This window comes from Micromonospora sp. NPDC047762 (assembly GCF_043204655.1).
Classification (GTDB): Bacteria; Actinomycetota; Actinomycetes; order Mycobacteriales; family Micromonosporaceae; genus Micromonospora.
Window position 1 is genome coordinate 61,714 of sequence record NZ_JBIDCQ010000003.1, and the last position, 16,618, is coordinate 78,331.

At 70.8% G+C, this 16,618-nt stretch carries 22 protein-coding genes; 11 read left to right on the top strand and 11 right to left on the bottom strand.

Annotated elements, in window-relative coordinates:
* The first annotated feature begins 188 nt into the window (after window positions 1-188).
* The 3 genes from ACGF3C_RS11150 (at window position 189) to ACGF3C_RS11160 (ending at window position 1,229) form a co-directional block, all read left to right on the top strand.
* On the top strand, window positions 189-344 hold the full coding sequence (locus ACGF3C_RS11150; protein WP_393220988.1) for a hypothetical protein: 156 nt from the start codon (window positions 189-191) through the stop codon (window positions 342-344).
* Window positions 341-640 (top strand): hypothetical protein, encoded by a 300-nt coding sequence (locus tag ACGF3C_RS11155; RefSeq protein WP_393220991.1) that lies wholly within the window; start codon window positions 341-343, stop codon window positions 638-640. The genes ACGF3C_RS11150 and ACGF3C_RS11155 overlap by 4 nt, the downstream gene beginning before the upstream one ends.
* A 181-nt stretch (window positions 641-821) precedes the next feature.
* The gene (locus ACGF3C_RS11160) at window positions 822-1,229 is read left to right on the top strand and encodes a nitroreductase family deazaflavin-dependent oxidoreductase (protein WP_357235220.1); all 408 of its coding nucleotides are present in this window, start codon (window positions 822-824) and stop codon (window positions 1,227-1,229) included.
* A gap of 88 nt (window positions 1,230-1,317) precedes the next feature.
* Here the strand turns inward: ACGF3C_RS11160 and ACGF3C_RS11165 are convergent, their stop codons facing one another.
* A complete protein-coding gene (locus ACGF3C_RS11165) occupies window positions 1,318-2,145 on the bottom strand; it encodes an SAM-dependent methyltransferase (protein ID WP_357235217.1) in 828 nt (275 codons plus the stop codon).
* 313 nt (window positions 2,146-2,458) lie between these two features.
* Here ACGF3C_RS11165 and ACGF3C_RS11170 point away from each other — a divergent pair, with 313 nt between their 5' ends.
* Both ACGF3C_RS11170 and ACGF3C_RS11175 read left to right on the top strand, forming a co-directional pair.
* Window positions 2,459-3,643: a cellulose binding domain-containing protein gene (locus ACGF3C_RS11170; protein WP_393220995.1), complete on the top strand. Its 1,185-nt coding sequence runs from the start codon at window positions 2,459-2,461 to the stop codon at window positions 3,641-3,643.
* Between the two features lie 9 nt (window positions 3,644-3,652).
* The gene (locus ACGF3C_RS11175) at window positions 3,653-4,795 is read left to right on the top strand and encodes an arabinogalactan endo-beta-1,4-galactanase (protein WP_393220998.1); all 1,143 of its coding nucleotides are present in this window, start codon (window positions 3,653-3,655) and stop codon (window positions 4,793-4,795) included.
* A gap of 93 nt (window positions 4,796-4,888) precedes the next feature.
* On the opposite strand, the gene ACGF3C_RS11180 is transcribed toward ACGF3C_RS11175, so the two are convergent.
* From ACGF3C_RS11180 to ACGF3C_RS11195, 4 genes are all read right to left on the bottom strand, one after another.
* Complete coding sequence (locus tag ACGF3C_RS11180; protein WP_393221001.1) at window positions 4,889-5,068, bottom strand: hypothetical protein; 180 nt, start codon at window positions 5,066-5,068, stop codon at window positions 4,889-4,891.
* A gap of 14 nt (window positions 5,069-5,082) precedes the next feature.
* A complete protein-coding gene (locus ACGF3C_RS11185; RefSeq protein WP_357222088.1) occupies window positions 5,083-6,378 on the bottom strand; it encodes a GAF domain-containing protein in 1,296 nt (431 codons plus the stop codon).
* A 299-nt stretch (window positions 6,379-6,677) separates the two neighbouring features.
* Window positions 6,678-6,953 carry a hypothetical protein gene (locus tag ACGF3C_RS11190; RefSeq protein ID WP_393221004.1) on the bottom strand — a complete coding sequence of 92 codons (276 nt, stop codon included), beginning with the start codon at window positions 6,951-6,953 and terminating at the stop codon, window positions 6,678-6,680.
* 4 nt (window positions 6,954-6,957) lie between these two features.
* On the bottom strand, window positions 6,958-7,401 hold the full coding sequence (locus tag ACGF3C_RS11195; protein WP_355006974.1) for a MerR family transcriptional regulator: 444 nt from the start codon (window positions 7,399-7,401) through the stop codon (window positions 6,958-6,960).
* 37 nt (window positions 7,402-7,438) lie between these two features.
* On the opposite strand from ACGF3C_RS11195, the gene ACGF3C_RS11200 reads away from it, so the two are divergent.
* Window positions 7,439-8,344 carry an SDR family NAD(P)-dependent oxidoreductase gene (locus tag ACGF3C_RS11200; protein ID WP_393221009.1) on the top strand — a complete coding sequence of 302 codons (906 nt, stop codon included), beginning with the start codon at window positions 7,439-7,441 and terminating at the stop codon, window positions 8,342-8,344.
* A 66-nt stretch (window positions 8,345-8,410) separates the two neighbouring features.
* On the opposite strand, the gene ACGF3C_RS11205 is transcribed toward ACGF3C_RS11200, so the two are convergent.
* A complete protein-coding gene (locus ACGF3C_RS11205; RefSeq protein WP_393221012.1) occupies window positions 8,411-9,274 on the bottom strand; it encodes a TIGR03620 family F420-dependent LLM class oxidoreductase in 864 nt (287 codons plus the stop codon).
* Between the two features lie 135 nt (window positions 9,275-9,409).
* On the opposite strand from ACGF3C_RS11205, the gene ACGF3C_RS11210 reads away from it, so the two are divergent.
* Window positions 9,410-9,961: a hypothetical protein gene (locus ACGF3C_RS11210; RefSeq protein ID WP_393221015.1), complete on the top strand. Its 552-nt coding sequence runs from the start codon at window positions 9,410-9,412 to the stop codon at window positions 9,959-9,961.
* 1 nt (window position 9,962) lies between these two features.
* Here the strand turns inward: ACGF3C_RS11210 and ACGF3C_RS11215 are convergent, their stop codons facing one another.
* Both ACGF3C_RS11215 and ACGF3C_RS11220 read right to left on the bottom strand, forming a co-directional pair.
* Entirely contained in the window at window positions 9,963-10,610 is a 648-nt protein-coding gene (locus ACGF3C_RS11215) for a response regulator transcription factor (RefSeq protein ID WP_357222076.1), read from the bottom strand.
* On the bottom strand, window positions 10,607-11,713 hold the full coding sequence (locus ACGF3C_RS11220) for a sensor histidine kinase (RefSeq protein WP_357222074.1): 1,107 nt from the start codon (window positions 11,711-11,713) through the stop codon (window positions 10,607-10,609). The genes ACGF3C_RS11215 and ACGF3C_RS11220 overlap by 4 nt, the downstream gene beginning before the upstream one ends.
* Before the next feature lie 138 nt (window positions 11,714-11,851).
* Between ACGF3C_RS11220 and ACGF3C_RS11225 the strand changes: the two genes are divergently transcribed.
* A complete protein-coding gene (locus ACGF3C_RS11225) occupies window positions 11,852-12,445 on the top strand; it encodes a CDP-alcohol phosphatidyltransferase family protein (RefSeq protein ID WP_393221018.1) in 594 nt (197 codons plus the stop codon).
* Window positions 12,442-12,912 carry a hypothetical protein gene (locus tag ACGF3C_RS11230; protein WP_355006967.1) on the top strand — a complete coding sequence of 157 codons (471 nt, stop codon included), beginning with the start codon at window positions 12,442-12,444 and terminating at the stop codon, window positions 12,910-12,912. The genes ACGF3C_RS11225 and ACGF3C_RS11230 overlap by 4 nt, the downstream gene beginning before the upstream one ends.
* Before the next feature lie 13 nt (window positions 12,913-12,925).
* On the opposite strand, the gene ACGF3C_RS11235 is transcribed toward ACGF3C_RS11230, so the two are convergent.
* Both ACGF3C_RS11235 and ACGF3C_RS11240 read right to left on the bottom strand, forming a co-directional pair.
* Window positions 12,926-13,579 (bottom strand): response regulator, encoded by a 654-nt coding sequence (locus ACGF3C_RS11235; protein ID WP_393221022.1) that lies wholly within the window; start codon window positions 13,577-13,579, stop codon window positions 12,926-12,928.
* Window positions 13,576-14,676, bottom strand: a complete 1,101-nt coding sequence (locus ACGF3C_RS11240; protein WP_393221025.1) for a sensor histidine kinase — start codon at window positions 14,674-14,676, stop codon at window positions 13,576-13,578. The genes ACGF3C_RS11235 and ACGF3C_RS11240 overlap by 4 nt, the downstream gene beginning before the upstream one ends.
* 191 nt (window positions 14,677-14,867) lie before the next feature.
* Between ACGF3C_RS11240 and ACGF3C_RS11245 the strand changes: the two genes are divergently transcribed.
* A complete protein-coding gene (locus ACGF3C_RS11245) occupies window positions 14,868-15,269 on the top strand; it encodes a DUF6069 family protein (protein ID WP_393221028.1) in 402 nt (133 codons plus the stop codon).
* Entirely contained in the window at window positions 15,266-15,721 is a 456-nt protein-coding gene (locus tag ACGF3C_RS11250) for a hypothetical protein (RefSeq protein WP_393221031.1), read from the top strand. Before ACGF3C_RS11245 ends, ACGF3C_RS11250 begins: the two co-directional genes overlap by 4 nt.
* A 16-nt stretch (window positions 15,722-15,737) precedes the next feature.
* On the opposite strand, the gene ACGF3C_RS11255 is transcribed toward ACGF3C_RS11250, so the two are convergent.
* Window positions 15,738-16,580: a LysR family transcriptional regulator gene (locus ACGF3C_RS11255; protein WP_355006962.1), complete on the bottom strand. Its 843-nt coding sequence runs from the start codon at window positions 16,578-16,580 to the stop codon at window positions 15,738-15,740.
* Window positions 16,581-16,618 lie beyond the last annotated feature (38 nt).

Genomic DNA, 16,618 nt, shown 5'->3' on the forward strand with positions numbered 1-16,618 from the left:
GCGAACACCGCGCGCGGCCGGCCGAGGCCGCGACCGACCGCCACACAGTGCGCTCGCTGACGACCAAGCCCTGCGCTACCAACGGGACCTACGCGGTCGGCAACCGGTCCGGCGTTCGTATCCTGAGTGGAGCCAGGTAGGCAGCTGGCTGCTCAGTGGGGCGTGCCCGGGTTTGGTGCGGTGCGTACGTGTGCGCGTTCGCCTTGTCTGCCGACCAGGCTGAGGAACTCGACGGGCCCGGAGCTGGTGGCGCCCGCGCCGCAGCCCATCTCAACGCCGACCTCGTCGCCGAGGACACCGACCGGGCGGTCGCCCGGCTGACGGACGAGGAGAACCTCCGATGACGCACAGCTTCGACAAGGACTACTGGCAACAGCACTGGCAGCAGACCCACGGCGACAAGCCCGGCTCCATGGTCGGCAACCCACCGAACCCGTACCTCGCCCGCGAAACCGCAGGCCCCGCCGAGGCGACTGTCACCCTCACCGGCATCACCGCCGACCTGGAAGCGCACCACCCGCCGCCGCTGACCCCACCCTTTCGCCGACCCCGGGACCGAGGTCCACCCCGGCGCCGTACCCCATCGCGCCCTTCGGAAGGAAACCCCGCATGCCTGCCCCGAACAGCTCCCCGCTTGTGAGCGTTGCCGACGCCACGACCGCTCTGCCAGATCCAGAGCTGGCGTCGTCGTCGGGCGACCGCTTCTACTTCGGCCGGGTCCTGAACGTGACCGGTCAACGCCGGGAAGCGTTCGCTGCCGTTCACCGTTGCGACTGCCACAATGTGTCGACGGAGCCGGTGCGCGGACGCGGGGAGAATTCATGAGTGACTGGAACGACAAGATCATCGCGGAGTTTCGCGCCAACGGCGGGCAGGTCGGCGGTCAGTTCGCCGGCGCTCCGCTGCTGCTGTTGCACACGGTCGGTGCCAAGAGCGGTCAGCCTCGCCTGAGCCCGATGATGTACCAGACGGTGGACGGCGGCTATGCCGTGTTCGCCTCCAAGGGCGGCGCGCCCAGCAATCCCGACTGGTACTACAACCTGCTGGCCAACCCGAAGGTCCAAGCGGAGATCGGTACGGACAAGATCGAGTTGGTCGCCAGAGTGGCCGCCGGGGACGAACGGGAACGGATCTGGAGCGCGCAGAAGACCGCGTATCCGGGCTTCGCCGACTACGAGCGGAAGACGACCCGACAGATCCCAGTCGTCGTACTGGAACCCGCGCCCTAGGCAGGGTCGCTACACCAAGTTCAGATCTGACACGTGAGCACGTCGGCGGGGGGCGCCCCCCGCCGACGTGCTCACCAGAAGACGGCGCCTACGGTTTGCGGGCGAGGAGCCCGACGAAGGTGTGATAGGTGTCGGTCTGCACCGTCGTCGGTGCGTCCGGCTCTGGGCGCCACTCGGCCAGCGGCACCAGACCCGGCTCCAGCACCGTCAACCCATCGGCGAACGAGAGGATCTCCTCGTCGGTGCGCCAGCGGCCGGTGCCGAGCGATTCGTTGAAGACCCGCTCGACCTCGCGGGCCTTGCGGGAGCCCTCCGGGTCCCGCTCACCCGGGTCGCGGAAGTGCGAGATCGCCACGTAGCTGCCGGAGGGCAGCGCGTCGATCAACGCGGCCGCCACCGCCTTCGGGTCCTCGTCGTCGCCAAGGTGGTGCAGGATGGCGAAGAGCAGCAGGCCGATCGGCCGGTCGAAGTCGAGGAACCGGCGTACGTCAGGGTGGTTGAGGATCTCCTGCGGCTCCCGGATGTCCGCCTGGATCACCGTCGCGGTGCCCTCAGCGGCGAGCAGAGCCCGTCCGTGCGTCAGGACTATCGGGTCGTTGTCCACATAGACCACCTGAGCCTTCGGGTTGTGCTCAGTGGCGACCTCGTGCACGTTGCCCTGGGTGGGCAGCCCCGATCCGATGTCGAGGAACTGGTCGATGCCCGCCTCGGTGACCAGGAACCGAATCACTCGACGCAGGAAGGCCCGGTTCGCCTGGCCGGCTGCCGGTCCGTCCGGTGTGATCCGCAGGGCGTGCTCGGCGACCTTCCGGTCGACCTCGAAGTTGTCCTTGCCGCCCAGGAAGAAGTCATAGACCCGGGCCACGCTGGGAATATTGGGGTCGATGCCGGGGGGTGCCGCCTTGTCGCGGGTCACAGGCGTCTCCATTCGATCGGGATTGGCGCGGGCTCGGCTCTGCGGGCGGTGCCGGCGTTGCGGCGAGTGTAGCGATCGGAAGCATTGGATTTTGCCCCACTGGTATCGCTCCCAGCGAATCGCTCAACCACCGCCAATGGCGTCGGTAGCGACACAGTGGACACTCGCCGACGTGCGGCCACACCGCGCCGGAGCGACACGGCCCAGGCGAAGGGGGAGAGGAGTGGCGATGACCCACCATGCGCCGGGTTGAGCAGCGGCCGAGGCGTGAGACATGTTGGCGATCATCGATCTGTTGCTGCATCGTCGACGTATGACAGGTGCTCCCTCGTCCTCGCTGATCGGCCGTCCGCGGCCGGGCCTGCTGGCCGCCTTCGTGCTGTCGACGGCGGTGCTCGCCAGCGCTCTGGGCGCCGCGCCGGCAGCCGACGCCGGCACCGTGACGCCCGCCGCGTACCCGTTGGTCGCTCCGGCGCCCGCTGGGGCCGCGGTGTCGGTCGCAGCGCCGGCCGGGACCGCCCCGCCACCGCCGACTGCGCCGTCCAGCACGCCGAGCACCTCGCCCGTTCCGCCGAGTGCCCCCACAAACCTGACCGCCAGCGAGGTCCGCAGCGCGTCGGTCACGCTCACCTGGACGGCCGCCACGTCCGGCTGCTGCGCCATCGCCGGGTACGACATCACGTACTACCAAGAGTTCGGCGACATCGTCTTCAGCGCCAGCGTCGGGGCCGTCACCAGCACCACGATCACCAGCTACCTTGGGGCGGGCCAGCAGTACACGTTCCGATTGATCGCCCGGGACAGCCTCGGGCAACGCTCGAACTGGTCGAATGCGCTGACAGTGGTCACCCCGGTGACGGACACCGGCCCGGACACCACCCCGCCGAGCGCGCCGCAGAACCTGACAGTCGGCGAGGTGACCGCCTCGACCGGCACGTTGTCCTGGTCGCCGTCGACGGACAACGTCGGCGTGCTCGGCTACAACGTCTACCGGTTCGACGGCTGGTTCACCTCGCAACTGATCGCCACCGTGCCGGGTACCACGTACACGGCGCCGCTACCTGCGTCGGTGCCGCTGCGCAACCTGTACTACGTGAGGGCCCGGGACGCGGTGGGCAACGTGTCGATCGCGTCCAACACTGTCACCCTGCCCACGGCGACGACCACTCCGCCGCCCTCGACCTGCCGGGTGACCTACCGGAACCAGTCCGAGTGGCCGGGCGGTTTCGTGGCGACTGCGACAGTCCACAACGCCGGGACGGCACCGATCGACGGCTGGATCGTCACCTTCAGCTTCCCGGGGGACCAGCAGGTCACCTCGGGGTGGAACGCCACGATCGGCCAGACCGGGGCCGTCGTGACCGCTCGCAACGTCGACTGGAACCGCGTCCTCGCGCCAAACGGCTCTGCGACCTTCGGCGTGCAGGGGCGGTGGGGCGTCAGTGACGCTCCGCCGACCGGCTTCTCGCTGAACGGCGCTCCCTGCACGGTTGGCTGAAGGAGTCTCGTGAACACACGTTCGGCCACACCCCACCACCGCCGTGCCAGGGCTCTGCTCGCGGCCGTCGCAGTCGGCGTCCTCGGCGTCGCCAGCACGCTCGGCGGCGCGCCCGCGCCCGCCTCCGCCGCGAACACGCTCACCATGCGGGGTGCCGACGTCTCGTCGTTGCAGCGCAGCCTGGATCTGGGCGCCGGGTACTACGACGCCGGTGGCGTCGCCCGCGACCCACTGGACATCTTGAAGTCCGTCGGCGTCAACTACGTCCGGTTGCGCGTCTGGAACAACCCGGTCAGCGGCTACAACAACAAGAGCGCGGTGCTGGGTCAGGCCAGGGCGGCCAGGGCGAAGGGCCTCAAGGTGCTCATCGACTTCCACTACTCCGACACCTGGGCCGACCCGGGAAAGCAGTACAAGCCGGCCGCCTGGGTCGGCCACAGCCTCAGCCAACTGCGTACCGACGTCTACGCCTTCACCTACGACGTCTGTTCCAGCCTGCGGGGGCAGGGCACCCTGCCGGACAGTGTGCAGATCGGCAACGAGATCAACGTCGGGATGCTGTGGAACGAGGGCAAGGTCGTCAACAACGACTTCGCCCCGCTGGCCGGCCTGCTGAAGCAGGGCTACAACGCGGCGAAGGCGTGCGGCAGCGGCATCCCGGTGATGATCCATACCGCCAACGCCGACAGCAACGCCAACGCCCGATGGTTCTACGACGGCATCCGAGCGCAGGGTGTGCAGTGGGACATCACCGCTCAGTCGTACTACTGCATGTGGCACGGCAGCCTGGCGAACCTCTACAACAACATCGTCGACCTGCGTGGGCGCTACGGCAAGCCGGTGGTGATCGTGGAGACCGCGTACCCCTTCACCCGGAACAACGCGGACAGCGAGCCGAACGCCATCGGCGACGCGACCTGTGACGGCATCAGCGCGACCTGGTCCGGGCAGGCCCAGGAGTTCGACTGGGTGCAGAACACCGCCCGCAACGCGGGGGCCATCGGCGTCTTCTACTGGGAACCGACCTGGTACGCCGTCCGCGGCAACGGCTGGGACCCGGCCAACATCAACGGCACCGGTAATCAGTGGGACAACATGGCGGTCTTCGACTGGTCGGGGCGGGTGAACCCGGGCGTACGGTGGACGCCTTGACCCCTGTCGGACGTGCGGCGACGGCTCCTGGCCACTGCCGCGATCACCCAGGCAGCGGCCATGACCCGTCGCCGAGACACCCGCGGGGGAGGATCAGCAGGTGCGCGGCTGCCAACTTACCTTCGTCACGAGCATGGGCACATACAGATCCCCGCCGCCGGGGCGGGCGCAGATCGCGCCGGAGAGCTGCGTCCCCAGATAGTTGTAGGACCAGGTGATCTCGGCGTTGCGGGAGGTGTGGTCCTCCACCACCGGTACCAGGCGGACTGCCACGGCTCCGCGATTGATCAGCGGTTGAGATAGGCGGCCAGGCCGCCGAGTTCCTCGCTGGCGATGAACACCGACCGCACGTTGAGGATGGCCTCCTCGACGTGGGCGGGGCAGCCCCACGCCGCGTCACCCCACGAATCGGCGACCTTGACCTCGGCCGGTGCCGTGCAACCGGCGGCGCCGCCGAGCTGGCAGTGCTCGGGGTGCGGCGCGGCGGCCTGCGCGGCTGCGGCGGCGCGCATCTGGGTGGCGAGTTCCGCCGCGACGGCGGCGCGCTGCTCAGCCTCGGCGCGCAGTTCCCGCTCCACGCGCAGCACCTTGGCCAGCTCGTCACTGGCGGACTTGGCGCGCGCCTCGGCGGCGAGTTTCGCCTGCTCGATGTGGTGGCGTTCGATGGCCAGGGCTGCGGTGCCGGCGAAGAGCCGGGTGAGGGCGAGGTCGGTGTCCTGCGGGACGCGCGGGGTGCGGTGATACATCGCGAAGGTGCCCAACAGGCCGCCGTCGCGGGCCAGGATCGGCGTGGACCAGCAGGCCGCCAACCCGGCCTGGTCGGCCAACCCCCGGAAGTCGTCCCAGAACGGGTCGGTGGCGATGTCGGTGACGATCACCGGTTCCCGCCGGTGTGCGGCGGTGCCGCACGAACCGACACCTTCGCCGGTCGCGATGCCGTCGATGGCCTGGTTGTAGAAGTCCGGCAGGCTCGGCGCGGCGCCGTGGCGCAGGTGCCGGGCGTCGGGATCGGCGAGCAGCACGGAGACGAGCACCTCCTGCGGTGCGAGGTTCTCGATGCAGCGCGCCATCCCGTCGAGCACCTCGGTCAGGGGCGCCTGGCGGGCGATCTGTTCCAGCAGGGCGCGGTGTTCGGCCATCAGCCGTTGGGCGTGCTTGACCTGCGTGGTCTCCACGCCCAGCACACGGATGCCGGTCACGTTGCCGTCGGCGCCCCGGCGCGGCTCGTAGGTGAAGTCGAAGAACGCCTCCCGCGCCTGCGGGCCGCCGCCCAGCACCACCCGGACGTCACGGCCGGTGTAGGGCTCGCCCGTGCGGAGGACCTGGTCCAGGAGCGCGATGAATCCCTGACCGGCCAGTTCTGGCATCAGTTCGGCGAGCGCGACCCCGACCCGGGCCCGCTCCTCGCCGATGGTGGCGAGGAACGCCGGGTTCGCTGTCTCCAGCAGGTGCTCCGGCCCGGCCAGCGAGGCGAAGACGGCGATGGACTGCCCGAACAGCGCCCGCAGGTCCTCCTCCGCTGCTTGCTCGGCAGCGGCCGGACGCGCAGCGGCAGTAGACCGTTGGCCTGGTACCGCGGTCATGGTGGGGGTTCGCCTCTCGTCTGCGGATACGGGAACGTGTCACCGGTCGGTGCGGGTGGTTACCACTGCCTGGAAGGAGCCACCGCCGGTGCAGCCTACCCATGTGCCCGACATTCAGGGTCTTACCCCATCAACCACACACCGCAACCTGGAGCCCGACCGGTGGCCTGATCCGGTCAGGCGCGGCAGGCGTTGTCGCAGAACGATCGCTTGACCGTCCGCCCGCAGGCACACGGCGGCATCCCGCCCCCTGAACCACACCCGGTCGCGGACGTTCGCTGCTCTTGGAGGGCTGGCGTTCACCGGTGCCGGCTGCGCTCGGCGAGTTGCTTCAGGTTCAGTAACTGCCGCCGCGCCATGATCAGGTCGCCGACGGAGAGCCCGGGTGCGGCCCAGCGGGGCGTCTGCATGACGACCTTGAGGAGTAGGCGCGTGGTGTTCCGCTCCCAGGGCACCAGGACGTAGGACACCGACACTCCCCGCCATGCCTGGAGAGCGGGTGAGAGGACGAAGTCGTCGCAGGGATAGGACCGCGTCGTCTCGTTCCTGGTCACGCCCCACCGGTCACCGATCACGCATTCATCCTCCCGTCGCGGGATGGGGCTGCTCGTGCCACGGATCACCTGAGGCGCCCGCAGTGAGGTGTCGTTCGTAGCCGGCCACCTTGGCGTCGATGAGGTCGAGGCAGTCCTGCAGTTGGGTGAGCTGCTCGGTGACATGGCGTTGGTGTTCGCGGAGCAGCTCGAGCCGTTCGGTCTCGTTGCCGCTGCCCTCGCGGACGAGTTGGGCCAGGCGGCCGATCGTCGTGAGCGGCATCCCGGAGGCCCGGAACTTCACACAATTCGTCAGCCACTCGACGTCCCAGGCGCTGTAGACGCGCCTGCCGGACCCGTCGCGGCGCACGTCGCTGGCCAACAGGCCCGCACGCTCGTATAGCCGCAGAGTGTGCACGGTCAACCCGGTGCGCTGAGCCACCTGCCCGATGCTGAGGCCGCCGTCCGCCATGGCCTCGACCGTAGCCATTGACCTAGACCTCGGTCTAGCACCTAGCGTCCGCGGCATGACCTCCACCATGTTCGGTGCCCACAGCACTACTGCTGATGTCCTCACCGGAATCCACCTCACCGGCAGGACCGCCCTCGTCACGGGCGGCTACTCCGGCCTCGGTCTCGCCACGACCCGCGCGTTCACCCAGGCCGGGGCTCGGGTCGTCGTCCCCGCTCGCCGGCCCGACGCGGCGCGGCGGGCACTCGCCGACGTGGCCGGGGTGGAGGTCGACCAGCTCGATCTGGCTGACCTCGCTTCCGTCCACGCGTTCGCCGAACGGTTCCTGCGTGACCACCCCGCTCTGGACATCCTGATCGCGGGTGCCGGAGTCATGGCCTGTCCCGAGACGCGGGTGGGGCCTGGCTGGGAGGCGCATTTCGCGATCAACCACCTCGGCCACTACGCGCTGGTGAACCTCCTGTGGCCCGCACTCACCACGGCCGGGGCGGCTCGTGTCGTCTCGGTGGCCTCCGGGCGCGACCCGGCGTGGCGGATCCGGTGGGACGACGTGCAGTTCGCACGCGGCTACGACAAGTGGGAGGCGTACACCCAGTCCAAGCTCGCGAACATCCTGTTCGCCCGCCACCTCGCCATGCTCGGCGCGACGCACGGCGTCCGCGCCTTCTCCGTGAACCCCGGCTGGATCCTCACCCCTCTGCAACGACACCTCGCGGTCGAGGAAATGGTCGCCGCCGGCTGGATGGACGCGGAGGGGACTCCCGCGCCCGGCCTGTTCAAGACGGTCGAGCAGGGCGCGGCGACCCAGGTGTGGGCCGCCACGTCACCCCATCTCGACGCGAAGGGCGGCGACTACTGCGTGGACTGTCGCACCACCGATGGCAGCCCTACCGACAGCGGCGAAGCAGCTCGCCTCTGGGCGCTGTCGGCCGACCTGACCGGCCTCGACCTCGTCGGGTGAGCCTGAGTGGTGTCGCGGCGCTTCCACCACAGGCATGCCCCGATCGTGCCGCCGGGCTTTCGGAGGTCAGATCAGGGCCGCGCCGAGGGCGCGGAACGCGTCGACGGGGAATGCCTTGTCGTCGCCTCCGTTGAGCACCTGGATCGCCACCTCGTCGGCGCCGGCCTGGTAGTGCTTCTCCAACCCGGCCACCACCTCTTCGACGGTGCCCCACGGGATCAGGGCGTCGACGAGGCGGTCACTGCCGCCGTCGGCGAAGTCCTCGTCGGTCCAGCCGAACCGCCGCAGGTTGTTGGTGTAGTTCGGCAGCGCGAGATACCCGCTCGTGTACTGGCGGGCGGTGGCGCGCGCGGTGGTGGCGTCCGCGTCGAGGACGACGGCGACCTCGGGGGCGAGCAGCCGGTCGGGCCCGATCGCCGCCCGGGCTTCGGCCGTGTGCTCGGCAGGGACGAAGTACGGGTGCGCCCCGGTCGAGCGGTCGCGGGAGAGTTCGAGCATCCGGGGGCCCAGTGCCGCAAGGATGCGCCGCTCGGGCGTAAGCCCGGCCGCGTCGAGGCCGTCGAGGTAATCGACCATCCGTGAGTACGGCTTGCGATAGTCGGTGCCGACACTTTCCACCACCACCGCGTGGCTGGCGCCCAGACCGAGCAGGAACCGGCCGGGGTGCGCCTGCTCCGCGTCCTGGGCGAACGCCGCCGCCTCGGGTGGCGACGAGTGCCAGATGCTGAGGATCCCGGTCGCGACCCCGATGCGCGTGGTCCCGTCCAGGATCTCCCGGAAGCGGGGGGCGACGTTCTCGCCGAAACCACCGGAGAACCAGATTCGGGAGTAGCCGAGGCCCTCCAACTCCGTCGCGGCGTCGATGGCCGCGCCCTGACTCTCGCTAGCAAGGAAGAACGGTTGCCATACGCTCACGAGTCGTTGTGCCATACCGGAACCCTACGACCCTCAGCCGGTGACCGCTTCGGGTAACGCCGCCAAGGCTGATCCCGACGGCTGGCCGCGGTGTGGCCGGGCAGGGTTTGTGGGGCCATGAGCCGAGCCGGTTCACGGTAGGTTCGCCATATGGGTTCGGTCTGGTCGGTGACCGTGCGGATCGGTTCGCTGTGGATCCTGACGGTGCTCCTCCTTGTGCTGTTCGCGCACGGCCTGCGTGTCGAGTACCTGCCGATCGGGGCGCTCACCGGCATCGTGTGGGCGGCGCTGCTCGGCGCGGGCGCATTCCTGTCGAGCAGGCTGGCGAGGTCAGGGCGCGTCAGGAGCGCCACCGTGCTGCTGTGCGTCGCGGCCCTGGTCGCCTGCGACGTGGCGGTCGTCCTCGACAGTGCGTTGATCTACGACGGGGCCGGTTACTGGACGCTCGACGGTGGTGCCGGCCTGCCATATTCCTACGCGCCGTTGTGGTACCCGGCTTCGCTGCTGCCGGGGATCGACATCGTCGGCATCGATCAGGCGACCATCACCGCTGGTGATGTCGAGTGGCAGGCCGAGCACGTCACCCCGGTGGCCGTGGTGTTGACCATCGCGTCGGCCCTCTTCATCGCATTCGTGGCGCGGACGCTCTTCGGAGGTTGGCAGGCCAGCCCGGGAAGCCGGCTGGCACTCGCCGGCTCCTGAGTCACGGTGTGAGGCCGGCCTGGATCGCCAGGATGGCGGCTCCTACACGATCACGGCTGCCGGTCTTGGCCAGCACGTTTGTCACGTGGGTCTTCACGGTGCTCATCGACAGGTAGAGGCGTTCGGCGATCTCGTTGTTGTTGAGCCCGGCGCCGATCAGGGCGAGCACGTCGGTCTCCCGAGCGGTCAGCTGGTAGGCCGCCAACTCCACCTGGGTGGCCGGCCCGGTGGCGCGGACCCGGTCGAGTACGGCGCCGGTGACCTCGGCGGAGAGGACCGCCTCGCCGGCCGCGACGGTGCGCACCGCGGCGATGAGGTCGCGCGCGCTGGACCTCTTGAGCAGGAATCCGCGTGCGCCGGCGGCGATGGCGTCCAGGACGTAGGCGTCGTCGTCGAAGGTGGTGACGACGATGACGGCCGGCGAGTGTGGGATTCTGGCCAGCTCGCGGGTGGCTTGCAGGCCGTCGAGTATCGGCATGCGGATGTCGACGAGGGCTACGTCGATGCGGGAGTCGCGCCGCACCGCGTCGAGCAACTGCCGCCCGTCGGCCGCCTCCGCCGCCACCTGGATGTCGGCTTGCGATCGCAGGATCAGGCTGAAGCCGTCCCGGACCAGTTCCTGGTCATCGGCGACCGCGACGCGGATCACGGGTTCACCACCGGAAGATTGGCCTGCACCACTGTGCCTCCGCCGGGGCGCTGGCTCAGCTCCCAGCTCCCGCCGCGCGCGGAGACACGTTCCCCGATGCCGAGCAGACCCGAGCCTTTCGTGGCTGCGCGGGGTGGGCCGATGCCGTCGTCGCTGATCCGCAGGCGAACATGGTCGCCGATCCGGGTCAGCTCGACCCAGGCCGCCGTGGCTCTCGCGTGCCGGGAGATGTTGGTGAGGGCCTCCTGGGCGATGCGGTAGGCGGTCAACACACCGATCTCGTCGAGGCCAGGGTCGGAATCCAGCTCGACCCGCACCGTCACGCCCTGTTGACGTAACGGCTGGGCGAGCAGCTCGTCGATGTCGGACAGGCGCGGCGGCGCGCTCACCGCTATCGACGCGGTGGGATCGCGCAGGTGCACGACGAGCGTGTCGAGCTCGCTCAGTGCGGTGCGGCCACTACCCGCGATCGCCCGCAGCGCCGCCCCCGGATCGTCACTGAGCTGGCCCGCCTCGGCCTGCACCACCATCGCGGTGACGTGGTGGCCGACCACGTCATGCAGCTCGCGGGCCAGGTTGGTGCGCTGCTCGCGCCAGGCCGCCTCCTCGCGTAGCTCGCCTGTCTCCCGGGTCAGGGCGAAGCCACGCGACCATGATCGGAACAGGACCGCCAGGAGGTAGCCGGCCGTCACGAAGAAGAGCGGCTGCTCGTACACCCCTCGCTCGTTGAGCAGCGCGATGATGAGGGCGCCGGCCGCGCCGATCAGGCCAACCACCCACCCCAGCCACGGGTGTCGAGCCGGGTCCTCGCAGACCGAGACGAACACCAGGCCGGCTGCCGCGAGGCCCAGCTGCACCGACTCTCCGGTGCTCACGACCGCCACGACACCCGCGCAGACCGCGAAGACCAGGGTGCGGTAGCGGGGGCGCAGCGCCGTGGCCCCGAGGCCGACCGGCAGCACCAGCCACGCCCAGCCCGCCGGCACGGACACACCGTCCTCGACGGTGGTGACCACGGCCGCGATGATCAGAGCCGCCGCAGCGTACGCGAGCCGGCGCACCCGCCCGGGGTCGCGCAGCCGTTCGCGGATTCCAGTCAGCACCAGCACAGTCTCCGTGACGGGCCGCAAGACCGGCCAGTACCCGGGTACCGGATCGGCCGGCACCCCGGTACCGCCCTCGGAACCAGAACGGCACCGCGGCACGTTCCGCGGGAACGCTCGCCGGACGACTCTGCGGAGGTGACTCTCGTCGACTCCCGCGCCGCCGTCACCGTCGGCCCGCTTCGTACGGTTCCCAACTACATCACCGCCGTTCGCACGGTCGCCGCTGTCACCGTCGGGATCGTGGCCCTCGTCTCCGGGTCGGTGGCATTGATGGCGGTATCGTACGGTATCTACTGGCTTGGTGACGTCCTCGACGGCTGGGCTGCCCGCCGACTCGGCCAGGAGACCCGGGCGGGGGCCGTCTTCGACATCGTGAGCGACCGGGCGTGCACCGCCGTACTCTGCGTCGGCCTGGTGTCCCTCGTGCCGGACGTCGCGGTCGTGGCAGTGGTCTTCCTGCTCTCGTTCCTGGTGCTGGACACCATGCTGTCGCTGGCGTTCCTGTGCTGGCCGGTGCTCAGCCCCAACTACTTCCACCTGGTCGACCGGCGGGTGTGGGCGTGGAACTGGTCGCCGCTGGCCAAGGTCGCCAACACCGCCGGCGTCATCGGCGCCATCGCGTTCGGGCAGTACCTGCTCGCGCTGGCCGTCGCCGTCGCCGTCGTGGCGGTCAAGCTGTGGTCGGTCGCCGCGGTGGTCCGGCTGCTCGAACGGGACGGCCGCGCATGAGCAGCCTCGTCGAGGCCGTGGTGGCGCTCGGCTACGGTGTCGCGTCGGCGCTCGTCCCGATCGTCAACGCCGAGGCCTACGCCGTGGTCGCCGGGCAGCGCGGCGGCCACGCTCTCGTCGCCGTGCTCGCCCTGGCGCTCGGGCAGACCGCCGGCAAGCTGCTGCTGTTCGAGTCGGCGCGTCGTGGGTCGGGGCGGCTGGCCCTGAAGATCGCGAAGCGGGCGAAGTCAGGTCGCGCGGCGACTCGGGCCGCGCGGTGGACCGAGCCGATCCGACGCTGGCTCTCCCGCCGCCGCACGGCCCTGCCGACCGTGCTGGCCTCCGCCGCGGTCGGAGTTCCACCGCTGGCCGTCGTCAGCCTCGCCGCCGGCACCGCGGGTCTTCGACGCTGGGAGTTCGCCGTCGCCTGCCTCTCCGGACGGGTGATCCGTTTCGCCCTGCTCGTGCTGCCAGCGGTGCTGGCCTGACCCCGGCTCCCCGTCAGAGGAGCCGACCGTCGTGGGCGAGCAGGGCGATCTGGGTGCGGTTGTCGAGGTCCAGCTTGGTCAGGATGTGCGAGACGTGCGCCTTCACTGTCGTCACGCTCATCAGCAGCTCGCTGGCGATCTCGGCGTTGGAGCGCCCCTGCGCGATGGCCAGCACGACGTCGCGTTCCCGGGGCGTGAGCAGGGCCAACCGGTCGTGCGCCTGCTCGTAGGACTCGGCCCCCGACGCGACCCGCTGCATGAGGCGGCGCGTCACGCCCGGCGACAGCATCGGGTTGCCGGCCGCCACCGCGCGGACGGCCTGGCTGATCTGCTCGGGCGGGGTGTCCTTGAGCAGGAAGCCGCTCGCGCCCGCTCGGAGCGCCCGCAGCACGTGCTCGTCGGTGTCGAACGTGGTGAGCACGATGATCTCGGGTGGCCGGTGGCGGCGGCGCAGGCGTTCGGTGGCGGTGATGCCGTTGACGCCGGGCATCCTGATGTCCATCAGCACCACGTCGGGCAGGTGCCGATCCACCGCCGTGATCGCCGTGGCGCCGTCGGCGGCCTCGCCCACCACGACGATCCCGTTGGCGCCGTCGAGCATCAGCGTGAGCATTCCCCGTACGAGAGGATCGTCGTCGACGATGACGACCCGGATCGGAGCCGTCACCTCGGCCACGGCAACCACGCGGTGAGGTGGAACCGACCTCCGGCGTCGACGTGGTGGGCGACCCGACCGCCGGCGAGCGCAGCCCGTTCGGCGAGGCCGATCAGGCCGGTACCGGCGCTACCGGCGGCACCGCTGTCGGGCGTGGTCGGGTTGCTCACCGCGATGCTCAGCCCGGAGCCGGGCGCGCCGCCGAGCACCAGCCGGACCGGCTGACCGGCGGCGTGTTTGCGGGCGTTCGTGAGTGCCTCCTGCGCGATCCGGTACGCGGTGCGGCCAACCGTCGGGGGGATCTCTACCGGCGGGCCGAACGGCTCGTCGACCTCGATCTGTTGCCCGGCGGCCCGTGCCTCGTCGACCAGGCGCGGCAGGTCGGCGAGGGTCTGCCCGGGTGGCGCGTCGGTCGGCGACTCGGGGTCGTCGCTGCGCAGCAGGGTGATGACCTCGCGCAGCTCGTCGAGAGCGTGGTGTGCGCTGGCCCGGATCACCCCGGCGGCGGCGCTGAGCCGCTCCGGCGGCGCGTCCGGCCGGTACTCCATCGCGCCGGCAGCCGCCGCCAGCAGGGACAGCCGGTGGGCCAGCACGTCGTGCATCTCCCGCGCGATCCGGTTGCGCTCCGCCGCCCGCGCCTCGTCGACCCGTCGTTCCTGCTCCCGCTCGGCCCGTCGGGCCCGGTCCCGCAGCGCCGCCAGCAGGGCGTTGCGGGCCTGCGCCCAGGTGCCCCAGCCGAGCAGGGCCGCGTAGGCGATAGTCATCAGCACCAGCCGCCACCCGTAGGGCAGGCTGGGCACCGGCCGCCAGAGCGCCTGCACCGCCTCGCCCGCCACGCCGACCGCCGCCACCGCCGCAGCTTGCCGAAACGGCCGGTTGCGGGAGATGAACAGCACCGCGAAGCTGGCTACCGGCGTGGCCACCGGAGACAGCGCGACGAGCAGGCCGGCCAGCACACCACCGATCTGCGGGCGGCGGAGGACCACCGGGACGAGGGCCAGGGAGGCCACCGCCAGCGCGACGTCGAGGCCGACCAGGCCGGCGGAGCTGGAGCGGGTGGCGGACCACAGCATGGTCGCGACGAGGACGCCGATCGCCACGGTCGTCACGACCACCGGGACGGAACGCCACGTCCACGGCGGCCTGACCTCGCACGTCGCGGCATCCACATGGCGCACGCTACTGGGCTCGCGGCCGGCCGGACCACCTCCTTTGGTAGTACGCCGGGCCGCCAGCGGACGTACCCGCCGCGGCGTCTGGACCGACGCGTCCGGCCCGGCCCGGTCCACAGACTCAGGCCATGACGAACAACCTTCTCCTGGGACGGGCCGCGGTGACGGTCGGCGCGATCGTGGTGGCGGTGGTCGAGTTCGCGCTCCTGCGCTCGGCGGCCGGCGTCGACCTGGCGGTCAGGTCGGCGAACTCGACCCGACAGATCACGGTGGCAGCGGTCATCGTGGCCACCGCCGTCGCGGCGCTGGCCGGCTGGGCGCTGCTCGCGGTGCTGGAACGCCGCATTAACCGCTCCCGCGTCTGGTGGACCTCGATCGCGGTCGCCGTCCTGCTGCTGTCACTCGTGCTCGGGCCGCCGAGTGGCGTCGGCGGGGGAGCGAAGGCGACCCTCGCGCTGCTGCACCTGAGCGTCGGCGTCATCCTCATCCTCGGCCTGCCCCGGTCGCGCCCGGAAAGGGCGAGCCGATGACCACGCTGACCGTACGCAAACAGGACGGGGCCTTCGTCCTCGACTCCGGGGCGCGCGCTTCGCTGCGTACCGGCTGGACCTGGCGGTGCGGCGAGATCCGCACCGGCACCGGCCGCTGGACTGTCGCACCGACCGACCGCCGACGCATCGGGTTCACCGCCCAGGGCGAGCACGGCGTGCCGGTGCGGCTCGACCCGCGCCGGTCGCACGTGCCAGGGCCCGGCGGGGTGGCCCACTGGGCGCCCGGTCGCTGCGGCGGTGAACTGGTACGCGACGGGCACCGCCTCGCGGTACGCCTCCCCGGTCGACGCGGCGGGCCGATCCGCGTCGACGTCACCGGTGAGTGGGCCGAGCTGGAGCTGGTGGTGCTCACCGCCTGTTTCGCGCTGACGAGTCAGCGTCGGCGACGCACCCTGATCATGATGGCGGTCGTCAGCGGGGCGGGTGGGTGACCGCCCAGGCGCGTGCTCAGACGAGGCGACGGAGCACGGTCTCCACGGCGTCGATCAGCGGATCACCGTCGGTGCGGGGGTGCCGGGCGAGACCGAACTCGACGTCCGGCAGGACGGGCAGGGCATCGGTGTCCCGGCAGATCATGGCCGGTTCGAGGTTCGCGGGCATGAGCGCCGCCACGCCGAGCCCGGCCCGTACCGCGGCGAGCACCCCGACCAGGCTGTTGCTCTCGAAGGCCACCCGCCAACGCCGATCGGCACGCTCCAGGGCGTCCAGCACCGACGTACGCCAGGAGCACGGGTTGGAGAAGAGCACCACCGGCAGCGGGTCGGCGGCCACGTCCACACCCTGCCCGGTCGCCCAGACCAGCGGGGCGCGCACCGTCCAGCGGGGCGGTCCGGGAATGTCGGGTACCGCGTCGAGCACGAGTTGGACGCGTCCCGCGTCGTACGCCTCCCGCATGGCGGCGTTGGAGCAGCTGAGCACCTCCAGCGTCGCGCCGGGATGCAGCCGGGCGAGGTCGGCGAGGGCCTGCGGAAGGTGCGACGCGGCGAGGTCTTCGAGCAACCCGACGCCACAGTGGCCGGTGAGCGCCCGGCCGGTCTCGGCGAGTGCCTGTGCGGAGAGCGCGAGGATGCGTTCGGCGTACGGCAGGATCTCTTCGCCTGCCCGGGTCGGCGAGACACCGGACGACGACCGGTGCAGCAGCGGTCGACCGACGACGGTTTCGAGCTTGCGCAGCTGTTGGCTGAGACCGGGCTGGGTCTGCCCGAGCGCGGTCGCGGCACGGCTGATGCTGCCTTCCCGTACGGCGGCGACAAACGACCGCAGCAGGGCGGTCTCCAGATCCCTTGCCATAAGGATTCATTATGGCAGCCTCAACAAGTTGACGTCTT